Origin of the sequence: Xanthobacter luteus (genome assembly GCF_040049235.1) — a bacterium.
Taxonomy (GTDB): Bacteria; Pseudomonadota; Alphaproteobacteria; order Rhizobiales; family Xanthobacteraceae; genus Xanthobacter.
Genome location: NZ_JBDZDO010000009.1, coordinates 182,818 through 195,740 on the forward strand (window position 1 = coordinate 182,818; position 12,923 = coordinate 195,740).

At 70.3% G+C, this 12,923-nt stretch carries 13 protein-coding genes, 2 tRNA genes and 1 pseudogene; 7 read left to right on the forward strand and 9 right to left on the reverse strand.

The annotated features are described in order from the left end of the window. Window positions 1–98: 98 nt before the first annotated feature. The gene (locus ABLE88_RS22945) at window positions 99–902 is read right to left on the reverse strand and encodes a ChbG/HpnK family deacetylase (RefSeq protein ID WP_348834181.1); all 804 of its coding nucleotides are present in this window, start codon (window positions 900–902) and stop codon (window positions 99–101) included. Next, window positions 899–1,951, reverse strand: coding sequence for a glycosyltransferase family 2 protein (locus ABLE88_RS22950; RefSeq protein ID WP_348834182.1), 1,053 nt, complete (start codon window positions 1,949–1,951; stop codon window positions 899–901). Before ABLE88_RS22950 ends, ABLE88_RS22945 begins: the two co-directional genes overlap by 4 nt. Window positions 1,952–2,252: 301 nt before the next feature. Here ABLE88_RS22950 and ABLE88_RS22955 point away from each other — a divergent pair, with 301 nt between their 5' ends. Next, entirely contained in the window at window positions 2,253–3,086 is an 834-nt protein-coding gene (locus tag ABLE88_RS22955; protein ID WP_348834184.1) for a universal stress protein, read from the forward strand. A gap of 291 nt (window positions 3,087–3,377) precedes the next feature. Next, on the forward strand, window positions 3,378–4,115 hold the full coding sequence (locus ABLE88_RS22960) for a YbaY family lipoprotein (RefSeq protein ID WP_348834185.1): 738 nt from the start codon (window positions 3,378–3,380) through the stop codon (window positions 4,113–4,115). Window positions 4,116–4,145: 30 nt separating this feature from the next. On the opposite strand, the gene ABLE88_RS22965 is transcribed toward ABLE88_RS22960, so the two are convergent. Genes ABLE88_RS22965 through ABLE88_RS22975 form a run of 3 tightly spaced genes read right to left on the reverse strand, consistent with a single transcriptional unit; the run spans window position 4,146 to window position 7,056 of the window. After that, complete coding sequence (locus ABLE88_RS22965; protein WP_348834186.1) at window positions 4,146–4,964, reverse strand: ABC transporter permease; 819 nt, start codon at window positions 4,962–4,964, stop codon at window positions 4,146–4,148. Next, complete coding sequence (locus tag ABLE88_RS22970; protein ID WP_348834187.1) at window positions 4,961–5,878, reverse strand: ABC transporter permease; 918 nt, start codon at window positions 5,876–5,878, stop codon at window positions 4,961–4,963. Before ABLE88_RS22970 ends, ABLE88_RS22965 begins: the two co-directional genes overlap by 4 nt. An 11-nt stretch (window positions 5,879–5,889) precedes the next feature. Then, window positions 5,890–7,056: an ABC transporter ATP-binding protein gene (locus tag ABLE88_RS22975; RefSeq protein WP_348834188.1), complete on the reverse strand. Its 1,167-nt coding sequence runs from the start codon at window positions 7,054–7,056 to the stop codon at window positions 5,890–5,892. Between the two features lie 356 nt (window positions 7,057–7,412). On the opposite strand from ABLE88_RS22975, the gene ABLE88_RS22980 reads away from it, so the two are divergent. Beyond that, window positions 7,413–7,487 (forward strand) — tRNA-Thr (locus tag ABLE88_RS22980). Between the two features lie 169 nt (window positions 7,488–7,656). On the opposite strand, the pseudogene ABLE88_RS22985 reads toward ABLE88_RS22980, so the two are convergent. Next, window positions 7,657–7,857 (reverse strand): annotated as a pseudogene (locus tag ABLE88_RS22985) (GSU2403 family nucleotidyltransferase fold protein); the annotation flags it as partial. Window positions 7,858–8,139: 282 nt separating this feature from the next. Here ABLE88_RS22985 and ABLE88_RS22990 point away from each other — a divergent pair. Further along, complete coding sequence (locus ABLE88_RS22990) at window positions 8,140–8,421, forward strand: HdeA/HdeB family chaperone (RefSeq protein ID WP_348834189.1); 282 nt, start codon at window positions 8,140–8,142, stop codon at window positions 8,419–8,421. Between the two features lie 119 nt (window positions 8,422–8,540). Then, on the forward strand, window positions 8,541–9,359 hold the full coding sequence (locus ABLE88_RS22995; RefSeq protein ID WP_348834190.1) for a WYL domain-containing protein: 819 nt from the start codon (window positions 8,541–8,543) through the stop codon (window positions 9,357–9,359). A gap of 24 nt (window positions 9,360–9,383) precedes the next feature. Here the strand turns inward: ABLE88_RS22995 and ABLE88_RS23000 are convergent, their stop codons facing one another. Beyond that, the gene (locus ABLE88_RS23000; protein WP_348834192.1) at window positions 9,384–10,400 is read right to left on the reverse strand and encodes an endonuclease/exonuclease/phosphatase family protein; all 1,017 of its coding nucleotides are present in this window, start codon (window positions 10,398–10,400) and stop codon (window positions 9,384–9,386) included. Window positions 10,401–10,893: 493 nt separating this feature from the next. On the opposite strand from ABLE88_RS23000, the gene ABLE88_RS23005 reads away from it, so the two are divergent. Further along, window positions 10,894–11,700, forward strand: coding sequence for a bestrophin-like domain (locus ABLE88_RS23005; RefSeq protein WP_348834193.1), 807 nt, complete (start codon window positions 10,894–10,896; stop codon window positions 11,698–11,700). Between the two features lie 138 nt (window positions 11,701–11,838). Next, a complete protein-coding gene (locus ABLE88_RS23010) occupies window positions 11,839–12,027 on the forward strand; it encodes a hypothetical protein (RefSeq protein ID WP_348834195.1) in 189 nt (62 codons plus the stop codon). Between the two features lie 251 nt (window positions 12,028–12,278). Here the strand turns inward: ABLE88_RS23010 and ABLE88_RS23015 are convergent. Together ABLE88_RS23015 and ABLE88_RS23020 are read right to left on the reverse strand one after the other, a co-directional pair. Beyond that, window positions 12,279–12,354: transfer RNA gene (locus ABLE88_RS23015), tRNA-Ala, on the reverse strand. 144 nt (window positions 12,355–12,498) lie between these two features. Further along, window positions 12,499–12,879 carry a TIGR02300 family protein gene (locus ABLE88_RS23020; protein WP_348834196.1) on the reverse strand — a complete coding sequence of 127 codons (381 nt, stop codon included), beginning with the start codon at window positions 12,877–12,879 and terminating at the stop codon, window positions 12,499–12,501. Between the last annotated feature and the right edge of the window lie 44 nt (window positions 12,880–12,923).

Consider the following 12,923-nt stretch of genomic DNA (forward strand, 5'->3'; position numbering starts at 1 on the left):
TCAGGCGGCATTCCCTATTCTGACGCCGGCAAATCCCCGGCCGCAACGGCGAAGTCGCAGCTGCCGCTCGGTCAAGCGGCCGGAAAAGCGGGAAAAAATCAGAACAGGCGCACCCCGGCCGCCGCCAGGAGGTCCGGGAACGCATCCGAGGCGAGCACCGCGAACTCGCGCGCGCGCTGGCCGGTGACCGGATCGCGCGCCTGAAGGAGCGCGTCCACATGGCCGGGATGGACCATGGCGAGCCCGCCTTCCGGCAGGCCACGCAGGAAGCGGGCGAGCAGCGCGGCGAAGTCGGCGCCGGTGGAGAAATCGTAGGCGCCGGCGAAGCGGCCCGAGGTGGCGAGCCCGGCGTGGGCGGCGGCGGCGGGAAAGCCGGCGCCGAACGCGCCGATGAGGCGCGCCTTGAGCCCCGGCCCGCCGCGCCCGGCCCTGGCCGGTCGCACGTCCCGCAGCCAGGCGCCGGGGGCATGGCGGGCGGTGGCGGCGATCACCACGTCGCGCACGCCCGGCAGCACGTGGACGTGCTGGTGCCCGTCCACATGGTCCGGCGGGCGGCCGAAGGCGGCGCGGAAGGCGACGAACTGGGCCTCCACCTCGCTGGCGAGCGCCGCGCGTCCGCCCCGCCCGGCGAGCGCCTCGGCGATGCGTCCGGGGAGGGTGGGAAAGCGCGCGGCGGGGTCCGTCAGCGGCGCGAAGCCGCCGGTGAGCGCGACGTGGAGGCCGACGCTGACCGCGCGGCCGCCGCACGCCGCGTCGAGCGCGCGCGCCGCCTCCGGCAGGCCCTCGAACACGGTCATCACCGAGGTGGCGTTGAGGCGCCCGCGCTCGACCAGTTCGCGGATCGCTTCGCTCACGCCGGGGGCGAGGCCGTAATCGTCCGCGCACAGGATGATCCGCCTCACCGGCGCGCCTCCGCGGCCGGGGATGGCGGCCCGGGTTCGTGGGCGGCGTGTCCGTTCGCGTACTCCGGCCCCGGGCCGGGCTCGGCGTCGTGCGCCGGCGCGCCATGGCTGAGCACGTGGTCGGCGACGAAATAGACCGGGCGGCCTTTGATCTCCGAAAGGATGCGGGCCATGTACTCGCCCATCACCCCCATCACCAGAAGCTGGGTGCCGCCGATCACCATCAGGCCCACCACCACCGAGGGATAGCCCGGCACCGGGATGCCCCAGAGGAATCGCTCGACCACGATCGACAGGCCGAAGATGAGGGCGAGGCCCGCGATCGCCGCGCCGAGCAGGCCGGCAAGCCGCAGCGGCGCCGGCGAGAAGGAGGTGAGCCCCTCCATGGACAGGCCGAGCAGGCGCAGCAGGCTGAAGGAGGTCTTGCCGTGGCTGCGCACGGTCGGCCGGTAGGGCACCGCCACCTGCCGGAAGCCCACCCAGCTCGACAGGCCCTTGAAGAAGCGGTTGCGCTCGGGCATGCGCCGCAGCGCCGCGGTGGCGCGCGGGGAGAGCAGGCGGAAATCGGCGGCATCCTCGGGGATGTCCGTCGCCGCGCCGAAATTCAGGAGCCAGTAGAACGTCTTGACGAACAGGCGCCGGCTCAGGGGCTCGTCGAGCCGGTCCGCCTTCACGGCATAGGGGACGTCGTAACCCTCGTCCTTCCACAGGCGCAGGAAGGTCGAGATCATCTCGGGCGGATGCTGGCCGTCGCCGTCCATGAACATGACCGCGTCGGCGCGGGCATGGTCGAGGCCGGCGGCGAGCGCCGCCTCCTTGCCGAAATTGCGCGAGAGCGCCACCACCTGGACGTCCAGCGCCCCGGCCGGCAGGCCGGCCGCGAGGCGCGCGCTGCCGTCCCGGCTGCCATCGTCCACATAGACGATCTCCACCCTCAGGCCGCGCGCCGCGGCCTCCGCTTCGGCGCAGGCGCGCAGGCGTTCGTGGAAACCGGCAAGGCCGGCGGCCTCGTTGTAGAGCGGCACGACAATGCTGAGATCAGGCGTCATGGCACCCTCACGCCACCGCGCCAAACGGGAGCGGAGCGGTAAGACGGACGAATTGCGGTAGCATGGAACTGGCCTCCCCGGCAGCGAGATTTTTTGTCCAGGCGCGGAACCAGGACGGCGCCCGGCCGTTTAGTGACTGTCGCGGTCAATGCCCCCCAACTGATCGCGCATATGGCGCGGCCGCCTTCCCCCCAAGGCGGCCGCGTCTTCATGTGTGCACCCTGTTGCGCTACATCAAGCGCGCGGATTTCCGGCGCGAATAGGGTATGGTCGCGGCGCCGAAGCGGCGGAGGGGGATGAAATGATCCGGGACATTCTGGTCAACCTGGCTCAGGGCGTGGAGCGCGACGGCGCCTGCGAATATGCGGCGAGCCTCGCCACCTATTTCGGCGCCCACATGACGGGCCTGTCGATCGCTTATGAGATCGACGTGCCGCCGTTCTACATGGGCGCGCTGCCGACCGACTTCATCGATGCGCAGATGACCGAGAATCAGGCGGCGGCCGACCAGGCCACCGCACGCTTCAAGGCCATCGCCGAGGCTGCCGGCGTGTCGTTCGACGCGCGCGCGCTCTCCGCCTCGCTCGGCGTGGCGGCGGGCAGCTTCGCCCACATGGCGCGGCTCTACGACCTCACCGTGGTGGCCCAGCCCAATCCCGATCTGCCGGGGCCGGAGGAAGTGATCGCCGAGACCGTGCTCATGGAGTCCGGCCGGGCGGTGCTGATGGTGCCCTACGTGCAGAAGGCGCCGTTCGCGGTGGAGCGCGTGATGGTGGCGTGGGACGGCGGACGCGCCTGCGCGCGGGCGCTGGCCGAGGCGCTGCCTTTGCTGCACCGGGCGAAAAGCGTCGAGGTGCTGCGCGTCGTCCAGGCCCACGGCGAGGTCACCGACGAGGAAGGCCCGGAGGTGGCGCGCCATCTGGCGCGGCACAGCCTCGAGGCCAAGATCCGCACCTTGCCCGTGGGCGGCGGCGAATCGGTCTCCTCCGCCATTCTCAACGAGGTGGCGGACCGGGGCGCGGACCTGGTGGTGATGGGCGGCTACGGCCATTCGCGCCTGCGCGAGCTGGTGCTTGGCGGCGTGACGCGGGACATCCTCGCCACCATGACCGCGCCGGTGCTGATGGCCCACTGAACGCGATCGCCTGGGACGCGCGCGCCGGCGTCGGCGTCCCGGCGGCGGATCGTCTTCCAGAAATGCGCGCCCGACCGGAGCCTCTCGGCCGGGCCTCCAGGGAGCCGGACAGGTGGAATGCGCCATCCGGAAGCTCCGGCGCGCGCGGAGGACCCCATGGGCGGCCAGCGATCGGCGAACCGGCGAATGGCTAAAGGCGCATGCCCGCACCGGCGACGCGTCCTCGCCGGGCTGGCGATCGCCTTGCCGGGGAGCGTCTTGCCGGGGAGCGTCTTGCCGGGGAGCGTCGTCGTGTCGGGAATCGGCCGGCTCGCGCTCCCTGCGGCTGCGCAGGCCGCCGATGCCACCTTGAGCGGACGCATCTTCTACAAGGAGCCGATCCGGCTCCCCGCCGACGCATCGGTCGAGGTACGGCTGGTGGACGTCGCGCGGGCCGACGCGCCCGCGACGATCATCGCCGAGCGGGTCTTCCCGGCGGAGCGGCGCAATCCCATCCCCTTCGTGATCCCATACGATGCCGCGCGGATCGCCCCCGGCCGGACCTATGCGCTCCAGGCGCGCATCCTCTCGGGCGGACGGCTGCTCTTCACCACCACCCAGCGCCACCTGGTGCTCGGGGCGGGCGCGGGCGGCACGGAGATCCGCGTGGACCGCGTCGCCACCGCTCCGGGCGAGACTGCCGAGCCTCAGCCCGCATCGCCCGCCGGCTTCTGGCGGGCCGAGGACATCAAGGGCGGCGGGGTGCTGGACCGCGTCGAAAGCCGGCTCGACATCTTTCCCGACGGCCGCATCGGCGGCTCGGCGGGGTGCAACCTGATCGCCGGCCGGGCGACCATCTCCGCCGGCCGCATCGCCATCGGCCCGCTGCGGACCACCCGCATGGCCTGCCCGCCGGGCGTGAACGCGCAGGAGCAGCGCTTCCTGGCGGCGCTCGCCGAGGTGCGCGGCTGGCGCGTCGACATCGCGCGGCGCAAGCTCTTCTTGCTCGCCGCGGACGGTGCGCCGGTGTTGCAGTTCTCGGCCCTGTGAGCCGTCCGCCGGCCTGTCCCAGCCGCGTGCTCAACCCTTCAAGGCGGCGCGCTCTTCGGCCTGGCGCTGGCTCTCGGCGCGCTTGGTCATGATCGAGGCGATGATCACCACCACGGTCACGATGGCGATCAGCAGCGTGCAGACCGCGTTGATCTCGGGCGTCACGCCGAGCCGCACCTGCGAATAGATGCGCATGGGCAGGGTGGTGGCGCCCGGGCCGGTGGTGAAGCTCGCGATCACGAGGTCGTCCAGCGACAGCGTGAAGGCCAGCATGAAGCCCGACACCACCGCCGGCAGGATCAACGGCAGCGTGATGGTGAAGAAGGTCTTCATCGGCGGCGAGCCGAGGTCGAGCGCCGCCTCCTCCAGCGTGCGGTCGAAGGTGACGAGGCGCGACTGCACCACCACCGCCACGAAGCACATGGTGAAGGTGATGTGGGCCAGCGTGACGGTCCAGAAGCCGCGGTCGAAGTCCACCGCCACGAACAGCAGCAGCAGCGAGAGGCCGGTGATCACCTCGGGCATGACCAGGGGCGCATAGATCATGCCGGAGAACAGCGTGCGGCCGAAGAATCGTCCGTAGCGGGTGAGCGTCAGCGCCGCCATGGTGCCGAGCACGGTGGCGACCAGCGCCGACAGGAAGGCGACGCGCAGCGTCACCCAGGCGGCGTCGAGCAGCTGCTCGTTCTCCAGGAGTGCCCAGTACCAGCGGGTGGAAAAGCCGCCCCACACCGTGACCAGGCGCGAATCGTTGAAGGAGTAGATCACCAGCAGCAAAATGGGGATGTAGAGGAAGGCGAACCCCAGCGCGATGGCGCTGACGTTGAACCAGGTGAGTCCGCGCCTCATCGCCCCGCCTCCAGTTCGCGCTGCTGGATGTTCTGGTAGATGACGATGGGCACCACCAGGACCAAGAGCAGCAGCACCGCCACCGCCGAGGAGACGGTCCAGGAGCGGTTGACGGTGAACTCGGTCCACAGCGACTTGCCGATCATCAGCGTGTCGGAGCCGCCGAGCAGGTCCGGGATCACGAACTCGCCCACCGCCGGGATGAAGCACAAGAGCGCGCCCGCCGCGACGCCCGGCAAGGAGAGCGGGAAGGTGATGGTCCAGAACGCCTTCCAGGGCGGGCAGCCGAGATCCTCAGCCGCCTCCAGCAGCGTCATGTCCATCTTCTCGAGCGCCGAATAGAGCGGCAGCACCATGAAGGGCAGATAGGAGTAGACGATGCCGATATAGACCGCGAGGTCGGTGTTGAGGATCTCGAGCGGGGTGTCGATGACGCCGAGCCCCATCAGCGCCTGGTTCAGCAGGCCTTCCGGCGAGAGGATGCCGATCCAGGCATAGACGCGGATCAGGAACGAGGTCCAGAACGGCAGGATCACCAGCATCAGCAAAGTCGGCTGCAGGGCGCGCGGCGCCCGCGCCATGCCGTAGGCGATGGGATAGCCCGCCAGCAGCAGCAGCACGGTGGAGATGCCGGCGATGACCAGGCTCGAGCCGTAGGCCTGCACGAACTCGTTCGAGAAATCGAGCACGTAGAGATAATTGGCGAACGACAGCTGGGACAGGAAGGCGGTGAAGCCGGCCCAGCCCGCCGAGACATCGAGCAGCGGGGCGTAGGGCGGCTGCGCCACCACGTCCTGCGACAGCGAGATCTTGAAGACGATGAAGAAGGGCGCCAGGAACAGCGCCAGGAGCCACAGATAGGGGATGGCGATGACGAACCACCGCCCGAGCCCCTTTTCGCCGGCCTGTGCCATCTCGGCCTCCCTCAGCGCGTGAGGACGACGCCGGCGTGGGGCGCGAACGTCACCCACACCTTGTCGTCCCAGGAGATCGGGCGCTGCACCACGCGCGAGAGGTTGGGCTGGGACACCTTGATGCGCGTGCCGCAGGGCAGCTCCACGTGATAGATGGACAGGTCGCCCAGATAGCCGATGTCCCAGATCGTGCCCTCGAAGCAGTTCTCGGTGATGTCGGGCGGCTGGTCGAGGGTGATGCGCAGCTTTTCGGGGCGGATCGCCACCCAGGCCTCGTCGCCGGCGGCCGCCTCCACCTGCTGGGTCACGTGGAGGGGCGAAGAGGTGATGGGCGTGGTGAGCACCGCCTGGTCGCCCTGGCAGGAGCGCACCTTGCATTCGATCAGGTTCACGTCGCCGATGAAATCCGCCACATAGCGCGTGGCCGGCTGCTCATAGATCTCCGCCGGGGTCGCCACCTGCACCAGCACGCCCTGGTTCATGACCGCGATGCGGTCCGCCACCGTCATCGCCTCCTCCTGGTCGTGGGTGACGATCAGGAAGGTCATGCCGAGCTCCATCTGCAGGTCCATGAGCTCGAACTGGGTCTCCTCCCGCAGCTTCTTGTCGAGCGCGCCGAGCGGCTCGTCGAGCAGCAGCACCTTCGGGCGCTTGGCGAGCGAGCGGGCGAGCGCCACGCGCTGGCGCTGGCCGCCGGAGAGCTGGTGCGGCTTGCGCTTGGCGAACGGCGTGAGCTTGACCAGCTTCAGCATCTCCTCGACGCGGGCGTCGATGTCGGCCTTCGGCATCTTGTCCTGCTTGAGGCCGAAGGCGATGTTCTCGGCGACGTTCATGTGCGGGAACAGCGCGTAGGACTGGAACATCATGTTCACCGGCCGCCGGTAGGGCGGCACGCCGGCAAGGTCCTGGCCCGCCAGGGTGACGCGGCCGGTGGTCGGCTCGTCGAAGCCGGCCAGCATGCGCATGAGCGTGGTCTTGCCGCAGCCGGAGGGGCCGAGCAAGGCGAAGAACTCCCGCTCATAGATGTCGAGCGAGACGTTGTCGACCGCGGTGAACTCGCCGAACCGCTTGACCACGTTCTCGAACCGGATCAGCGGGGTCTTGGTGGGGTCGGTCCAGGGGGCGAACGAGCGGCGCACGGCGCCGATGGTTTCCTTGCGGGTCTTCTCCGAAGCCATGCTGCATCCCCGAGCGGCTCGCCCGCCGTTCCGCGAAGGCTACTAAGCCGCGCGCCAACGCTCAAGCGTTGTGCACGCGCAAAATTGAAGCGTGCCCAGCCCATTCGCCGGGCAGGCCCCGGGCGCCCGGCCCGCCGGTGCCCCGCTGCCGCTTGGGTGGTGTCCGTTCCGCTTCCGGTGGACATCGGGCCGGCGCGACCGCCTTCCGGCCGCCTTCCGGCCTCCTCCCGGCCACCTCCCCTTGCGCCCTCCCCGCGCTTGTGGCAGGAGAGGCCGCCTGACGGGACGGCGCGCCGCCCCGCCTTTCGGGCGGGGGTGTTTTTCCCCTGTCGGACCTCCGGCCCGCCGGACGGATCGCTGCGGTAGCTCAGTGGTAGAGCACTCCCTTGGTAAGGGAGAGGTCGAGAGTTCAATCCTCTCTCGCAGCACCAGCCCAACCCATTGAAACGCAAGAATGATGGGTAAGATCAAAGGCTTGAAACGGCATCTGCTACAGTCTCCTGCTACAGTCGGAGACGAGGTGAGCAAGCCCCAAAGGCTGTTTAGCCGTGGTGGTCGGTGGACCTTTCGGGTGTTCGTGCCGGGACGGTACCACTAACGTCATCGATCCAGCCCGGTGAGGATCTCCAGAATTTCCGGCTCGCGTCGGAGACTTGCCGTCAATCGCTTCCGCCAGTTCGGGCCGGCGTCCATGGCTGCGGCGTAGGCGTCCGCAAGATCGTCGGGACGATCCTCGGCAAGGATCCGGACCAGGAAAGCCGCCTGTTGGCGATCCTTCACGGACTTGAGGCTGTCAGGCCCCGTCGGGCGTCGCGGCGTGAGCGACGGTGGAGTGGCGTGAGACGGCCATGTTCAACAACATCCATTTGCGTTGAACATAGCTTGTGCTCAACGACTGGCAAATTTGTTGAACATGCCGGGCTTAAAAAGGCTAAGGCAGAGCTTGGCGGGCCCTGCCCCTCCCCCGCTGTCCACACCCCCCCGCCCCCTTCGCGGCCGCCTTCGCCGATGGCGCTTGGCATTGCCGCGGGGCATGATGCGGGCGGCGGCGGCTGCCGCCCTTTGAGGGATCAGGGGGAAATCATGAAATACGTGTTTGCGCTGGTGCTGCTCGTCGCCGGGATCGCGCCGGCGGCGGCGGAGAAGGTGGACCTGTCCACCATGACCTGCCAGCAGTTCATCTCTTCCGACAAGGAGACGATCTCGCTGATCCTCGCCTGGCTCGACGGCTTCTACAAGGACGACGACTCCCCGGTCATCGACATGGATGCGTTCGTGAAGAATTCCGAGAAGCTCGGCACCTATTGCGCGCGCAACCCGCAGATCGGCCTCATCACGGCGGCGGACAAGGTGTTCGACGACTGAGCCGCCGCACGGCGCACCGGGCGCCCGCCGGCCGGCGGGACGCTCGGACGGCGCGGGCGCGGGCGGCCCTGGATCATCCCGCCGCGCCCCGCTATGAAGACCGATCCGGGACCGATCGCATGAACGCCATCTCTTCGCTCAAGACCTTCTTCATCGACCGCGTGAAGGCCCAGGCCGCCCCGCCTTATGCGGATGCGCACCGGCTCGACGTGCCGGCCGACGATCCCCACGACGAATTGCCCGGCGGCCCGGTGGAGCAGCCGCGCGACCCGGCGGACGGCCAGTCGTTCGCCATCGATTATGTGGACCATGCCGGCAATGCCAGCCACCGGCGCATCTCCGTTTGGGCGGTGGAGCGCAACCCCGAAGGGGTGCCGATCCTGATCGCCAAGTGCCACGAGCGGCAGGCGACGCGCGCCTTCCGGGTGGACCGCATCACCGGCGTCACCGACCTCGACGGGGCGCGGCGCGAGCCGCTCGCCCGCTTCTTCTTCGAAAACTTCGGCTTCGTCTGGCCCAAGGAGGCGATCCACGTCACCCTCGGCGACCCGGAGGAGGCGCGCTTCGAGCGCATCCGCACCGTCGTGCGGCAGGCCGGGCTGCCGCTGCTCGCCGCGCTCGCCCTCGCGGACAAGGAGATGAACGCCGCCGAGGTCGAGGAGATGAGCTATTTCTGCGACCGCGCCTGCGCCGAGAAGGGCATCGACCTCACCGGCGCCGAGCGCGAGCGGCTCGGCGGCTGGATCGCCCGCATGCGGCCGACCGAGGAGACGGTGGACGGCGCCATCGACGCGCTCATGGACGCCGGGCACGACGCCGTCTCCGCCCTGCTGCGGGCCGGCCTCAAGGTGGTGGGCGCCGACGGCACGCTGAACGTCGAGGAGGCGGACATGCTGGACGCCTTCTGCTTCGCCCTCACCGGCCGCCACGTGCGCTGACCGGCGGGCCGGCGTCCGGCGCGCTCAGCGCACGGTCAGATCGGCATAGATCGGCAGGTGATCGGAGCCGAAGGCCGGCGCGAACCTGAGGCCCGCGACGGCGACGCCCCCCTTCACCGCCAGCCGGTCCACCGGCGTGCCGAGCCAGCGGGGCAGCGCGTGCCCGCGCACGGAGAAGATGCGGGTGGCCGCGGGCCAGGGCAGCGCCTCGGTGGCTTGCAGTCCCGCCTCGTCCATGAAGCGGGCGAATTGCGGCGACCAGGGCGGGGTGTTCCAGTCCCCCGCCACCACGATCCGCGTGCCCTCGGGCTCGGCGCGGATGTGCCGGGCGATCTCGGCGAAGCTCGCGGCGCGGCGGCGCCACCACCTTTCGCTGCGCGGCGTCAAGGGGTGGATGGCGTAGACCACCAGCGGCGGGGCGCCCGGCGCCACCTCGATCTCGGCCCGCACCCCCCCTTCCGGCCGCCGGCGGCGCGACTTCACGTTGCCGGGTCCCGCGCCGATGAGCGTCACCTTCATGGGCAGGCGGCTCAGGACGTCGATGGCGCCGAGGCGCCGGTCGAGGTCCGAGGCCCGGTAGGGGAAGCCCGGCAGCCGGCCGAGCGCCATCGGCCAGGCGAACACGTCCTCCTGCACCACCAGAACGTCGGGCGCGACCTGCGCCACGGCGCGCTGGAACAGGTCCTTGCGCGGGTTCCGGTTGAGCAGGTTGGCCGACATGATGCGCACCGTCGGCGCCCCCGCCGCGGCGCGCGGGGCGGACGGCGCCGCGGCGACCGCGAGCGGCCACAGGTTGAACAGCGCGAGCGCCGCCGCCGCCAGGATCGGCCAGCGCCGGCGGGACAGGAGCGCCAGAGCGAGCGCGATCAGGCTCGCGCCGAACAGATGCGGGCGGAAGAAGGTGAGCAGGTCGGCCAGCCAGAACCACGGGGCGAGCAGCGTCGCGGCGGACGCCGCCGCAAGCAGCGCCAGGAGCACGCCGAGCGCGAGGCGGAAGAGGCTGATGCGGCGGCCGAAGGGCATGGACATGCTCACGCTCACGCCGACCATCCTCGCTTCCGACCGCCCGCGCCAGCCGCCCCCGAGCCCATCGCCCCGGCGCGTGTCGCCTGCGCACGAAACGCCGGGGGCCCCGGCGCCGCTGCTGCGATGCAGCATCGGCCGGGACTTTGTCGCTTATGCGTGCGAATGCCAAGCGCCATCGGCGGGGACCGGCGCGTCGGGGCGAGGAAGCCGTCGAGACGCCGGCGCCAAGGCCTCCCAATGCCGGCGCGGGTTGCCCCTGGCGCCGCCAGCGGTGATCGGCGTTGCCCCGGGGTCTGAGGCGCGGCCGTGGCCGCTGTCACAGGGGGCGGGCGGATGCGACCCGAAGCGGCAGGCGGCGGCACGGGGGAAATCGATATGCCCGGTGAATCGCCCTCCGCCCTGATGATAGAACGGTGTCGGATCAGCTTGCGCATAAGCTGATGGGGCGCGCGGCCCGCGCCCGGGATCGGACCACGCCGTTGGACACCCGCGCGGGGGCAAAACAAGCATGAACGCCTGGATTCCGACCCTCGCGGCCTTCGTGATGATGGTCCTGGCCGGGGGTGCCGGCATGCTCCTGGCGCGGCGCTTGCCCGAGTCCTGGCTTTCCGAGGGGTCGATCAAGAGCCTGAAGGCGGGCATGGCCATGGTCGCCACCATGTCCGCGCTGCTCCTCGGCCTGATGGTGAATTCCTCGCGCTACAATTTCAGCGAGGCCTATTCGGACGTGCAGAAATACGCCGCGGCCCTGCAGATGACGGACCTGGAGCTCCTGAACTTCGGCGGCCCGGCCTGCGCTGTGCGTCGCACGTTGCAGGATTACGGCAAGCGGCTCGTGGACGAGACGTGGCAGGGCGATACCGATCTTGCTCCCGTCGGCAGCACCGATCCGGCGCTGAAGGTGCTGCTGCGCTTCGACGGCGAACTGCGCGCCCTCCAGCCCGCCGACGATGGCCAGAAGCAGGGGCGCGGCAATCTCCTCTCTTTGTCCCAGCAACTGGTGGAGTATCGCTGGAAGGTCTCCGGCGTCGCCCGCACCGCCACGCCCACCACCTTCATCGTGGTGGTGATCTGCTGGTTCGCCCTCATCTTCGCCAATGTGGGCGTGTTCGCCCCGCGCAACCCGCTGGTGATGGCGGGACACGTGCTCGCCATGGCCGCCATCTCCGCCGCCATCTTCCTGGTCACCGAGATGGGCGAGCCCTTCGCCGGCCCCATCCAGGTGTCGCCCGCGCCCATGGTCCGGCTGCTCCACCGCATGGAGGCGACGCCCTGCCCGGCCCCGCCCGCCGCCGCCCCCGCCCGCCCCGGCTGACGCCGGCGCGGGCCGGCGCAGGGAGACAGCGGGCCGGAGGAACAGGATGCGCAAGCCGCTCCACAGAGGGCGTTACGTCCAGGTGCTGGTGGCGGTCGCCGCCGCCGGGGGGCGGCCCTTCCCGATCTCGGCGCGGCCATGAAGCCGCTGGGCCAAAAGGTTCGCGTTCGACATCGTCGCGGCGGACGCCGGTGCCGGCGCGGGCGGGCTGATGGCCGGCCGAGGCCCTACCGCGTCGACCTCTCCGCCGGCAAGGCCACCGCCGCGGGCACGGTGAAGGGTGTGGACGGCACCGTGAAGGACATCGCCATCCTGCCGGCGCTGTGACCGCGGCGCCCGGCCGGGATGCGGCGCCCGCACGCCCATCGCGGCCAGGCGCCGCGCGGGGCGCAAGCGATTCGTCCCTCCGGGCCGGCACGGCCTCGATCGCGCCACATCACCGGCCGGCCCGCGCGGCCGTCATGGGCTCGCCCGCGCCGAGACGCGTCCCGGAGGGGTGGAGGGCCGGATATGACAAGGCGGGAAAACGCGAGCCGGAGGCTCTGGGCGCGACGTCAGACCAAGGTCGGGTCGAAATTTGGTGGAGCCAGGCGGAATCGAACCGCCGACCTCTTGAATGCCATTCAAGCGCTCTCCCAACTGAGCTATGGCCCCACCGGGCCTCGGGCTGCGCGCCGGGCCTGCGGGAAACGGGCATTTCCTCCAGGCTCAGGTCGCGCCGGGATGTCCCGAGGCGGGGTTGCCGGGGATGTGCATCCCCGAGCGAGAGCGGCCTTTAAGCACAGGCCGCGTCCGGCATCAAGCCTCTTCGTCGTCCTCGAGGCCCTCGCCGATCAGATCGGAGACGTCGTCCCCATCATCTTCGTCTTCTTCGAGGAAGGTGTCGTCGTCGGCCGCCTCGATGTCGTCGTCCACCTCCTCGCCGGTGGTCGCCACGGTGGGTCCGGCGGCCTCCTCGTCGGCCTCCTCGAGGCTGATCACCTCGGCCTCGGCCTCCTCGGCCTCTGGCTCCTCTGCGACGCTGCGCGGCTCCGCCCGACCGCGGACGGCGGGCTCGAAATAGGACCGCGGATAGGATTCCCCCGTGAACGGCGACACGACGGGATCCTTGTTCAGGTCGTAAAACTTGCGCCCCGTAACAGGACAGATGCGCTTGGTGCCGAGTTCAGGCTTCGCCACGGCAAAGTTCCTCGGTAGGGCTGTAAAAAGGAGGGTGCTCCATT

Coding starts and splice junctions, on each gene's coding strand:
- ABLE88_RS22990 (WP_348834189.1), top strand. CDS start 8,140: ATGAAATACGTGTTTGCGCTGGTGCTGCTCGTCGCCGGGATCGCGCCG.
- ABLE88_RS22995 (WP_348834190.1), top strand. CDS start 8,541: ATGAACGCCATCTCTTCGCTCAAGACCTTCTTCATCGACCGCGTGAAG.
- ABLE88_RS22965 (WP_348834186.1), bottom strand. CDS start 4,964: ATGAGGCGCGGACTCACCTGGTTCAACGTCAGCGCCATCGCGCTGGGG.
- ABLE88_RS22970 (WP_348834187.1), bottom strand. CDS start 5,878: ATGGCACAGGCCGGCGAAAAGGGGCTCGGGCGGTGGTTCGTCATCGCC.
- ABLE88_RS23005 (WP_348834193.1), top strand. CDS start 10,894: ATGAACGCCTGGATTCCGACCCTCGCGGCCTTCGTGATGATGGTCCTG.
- ABLE88_RS23010 (WP_348834195.1), top strand. CDS start 11,839: ATGAAGCCGCTGGGCCAAAAGGTTCGCGTTCGACATCGTCGCGGCGGA.
- ABLE88_RS22955 (WP_348834184.1), top strand. CDS start 2,253: ATGATCCGGGACATTCTGGTCAACCTGGCTCAGGGCGTGGAGCGCGAC.
- ABLE88_RS22950 (WP_348834182.1), bottom strand. CDS start 1,951: ATGACGCCTGATCTCAGCATTGTCGTGCCGCTCTACAACGAGGCCGCC.
- ABLE88_RS22975 (WP_348834188.1), bottom strand. CDS start 7,056: ATGGCTTCGGAGAAGACCCGCAAGGAAACCATCGGCGCCGTGCGCCGC.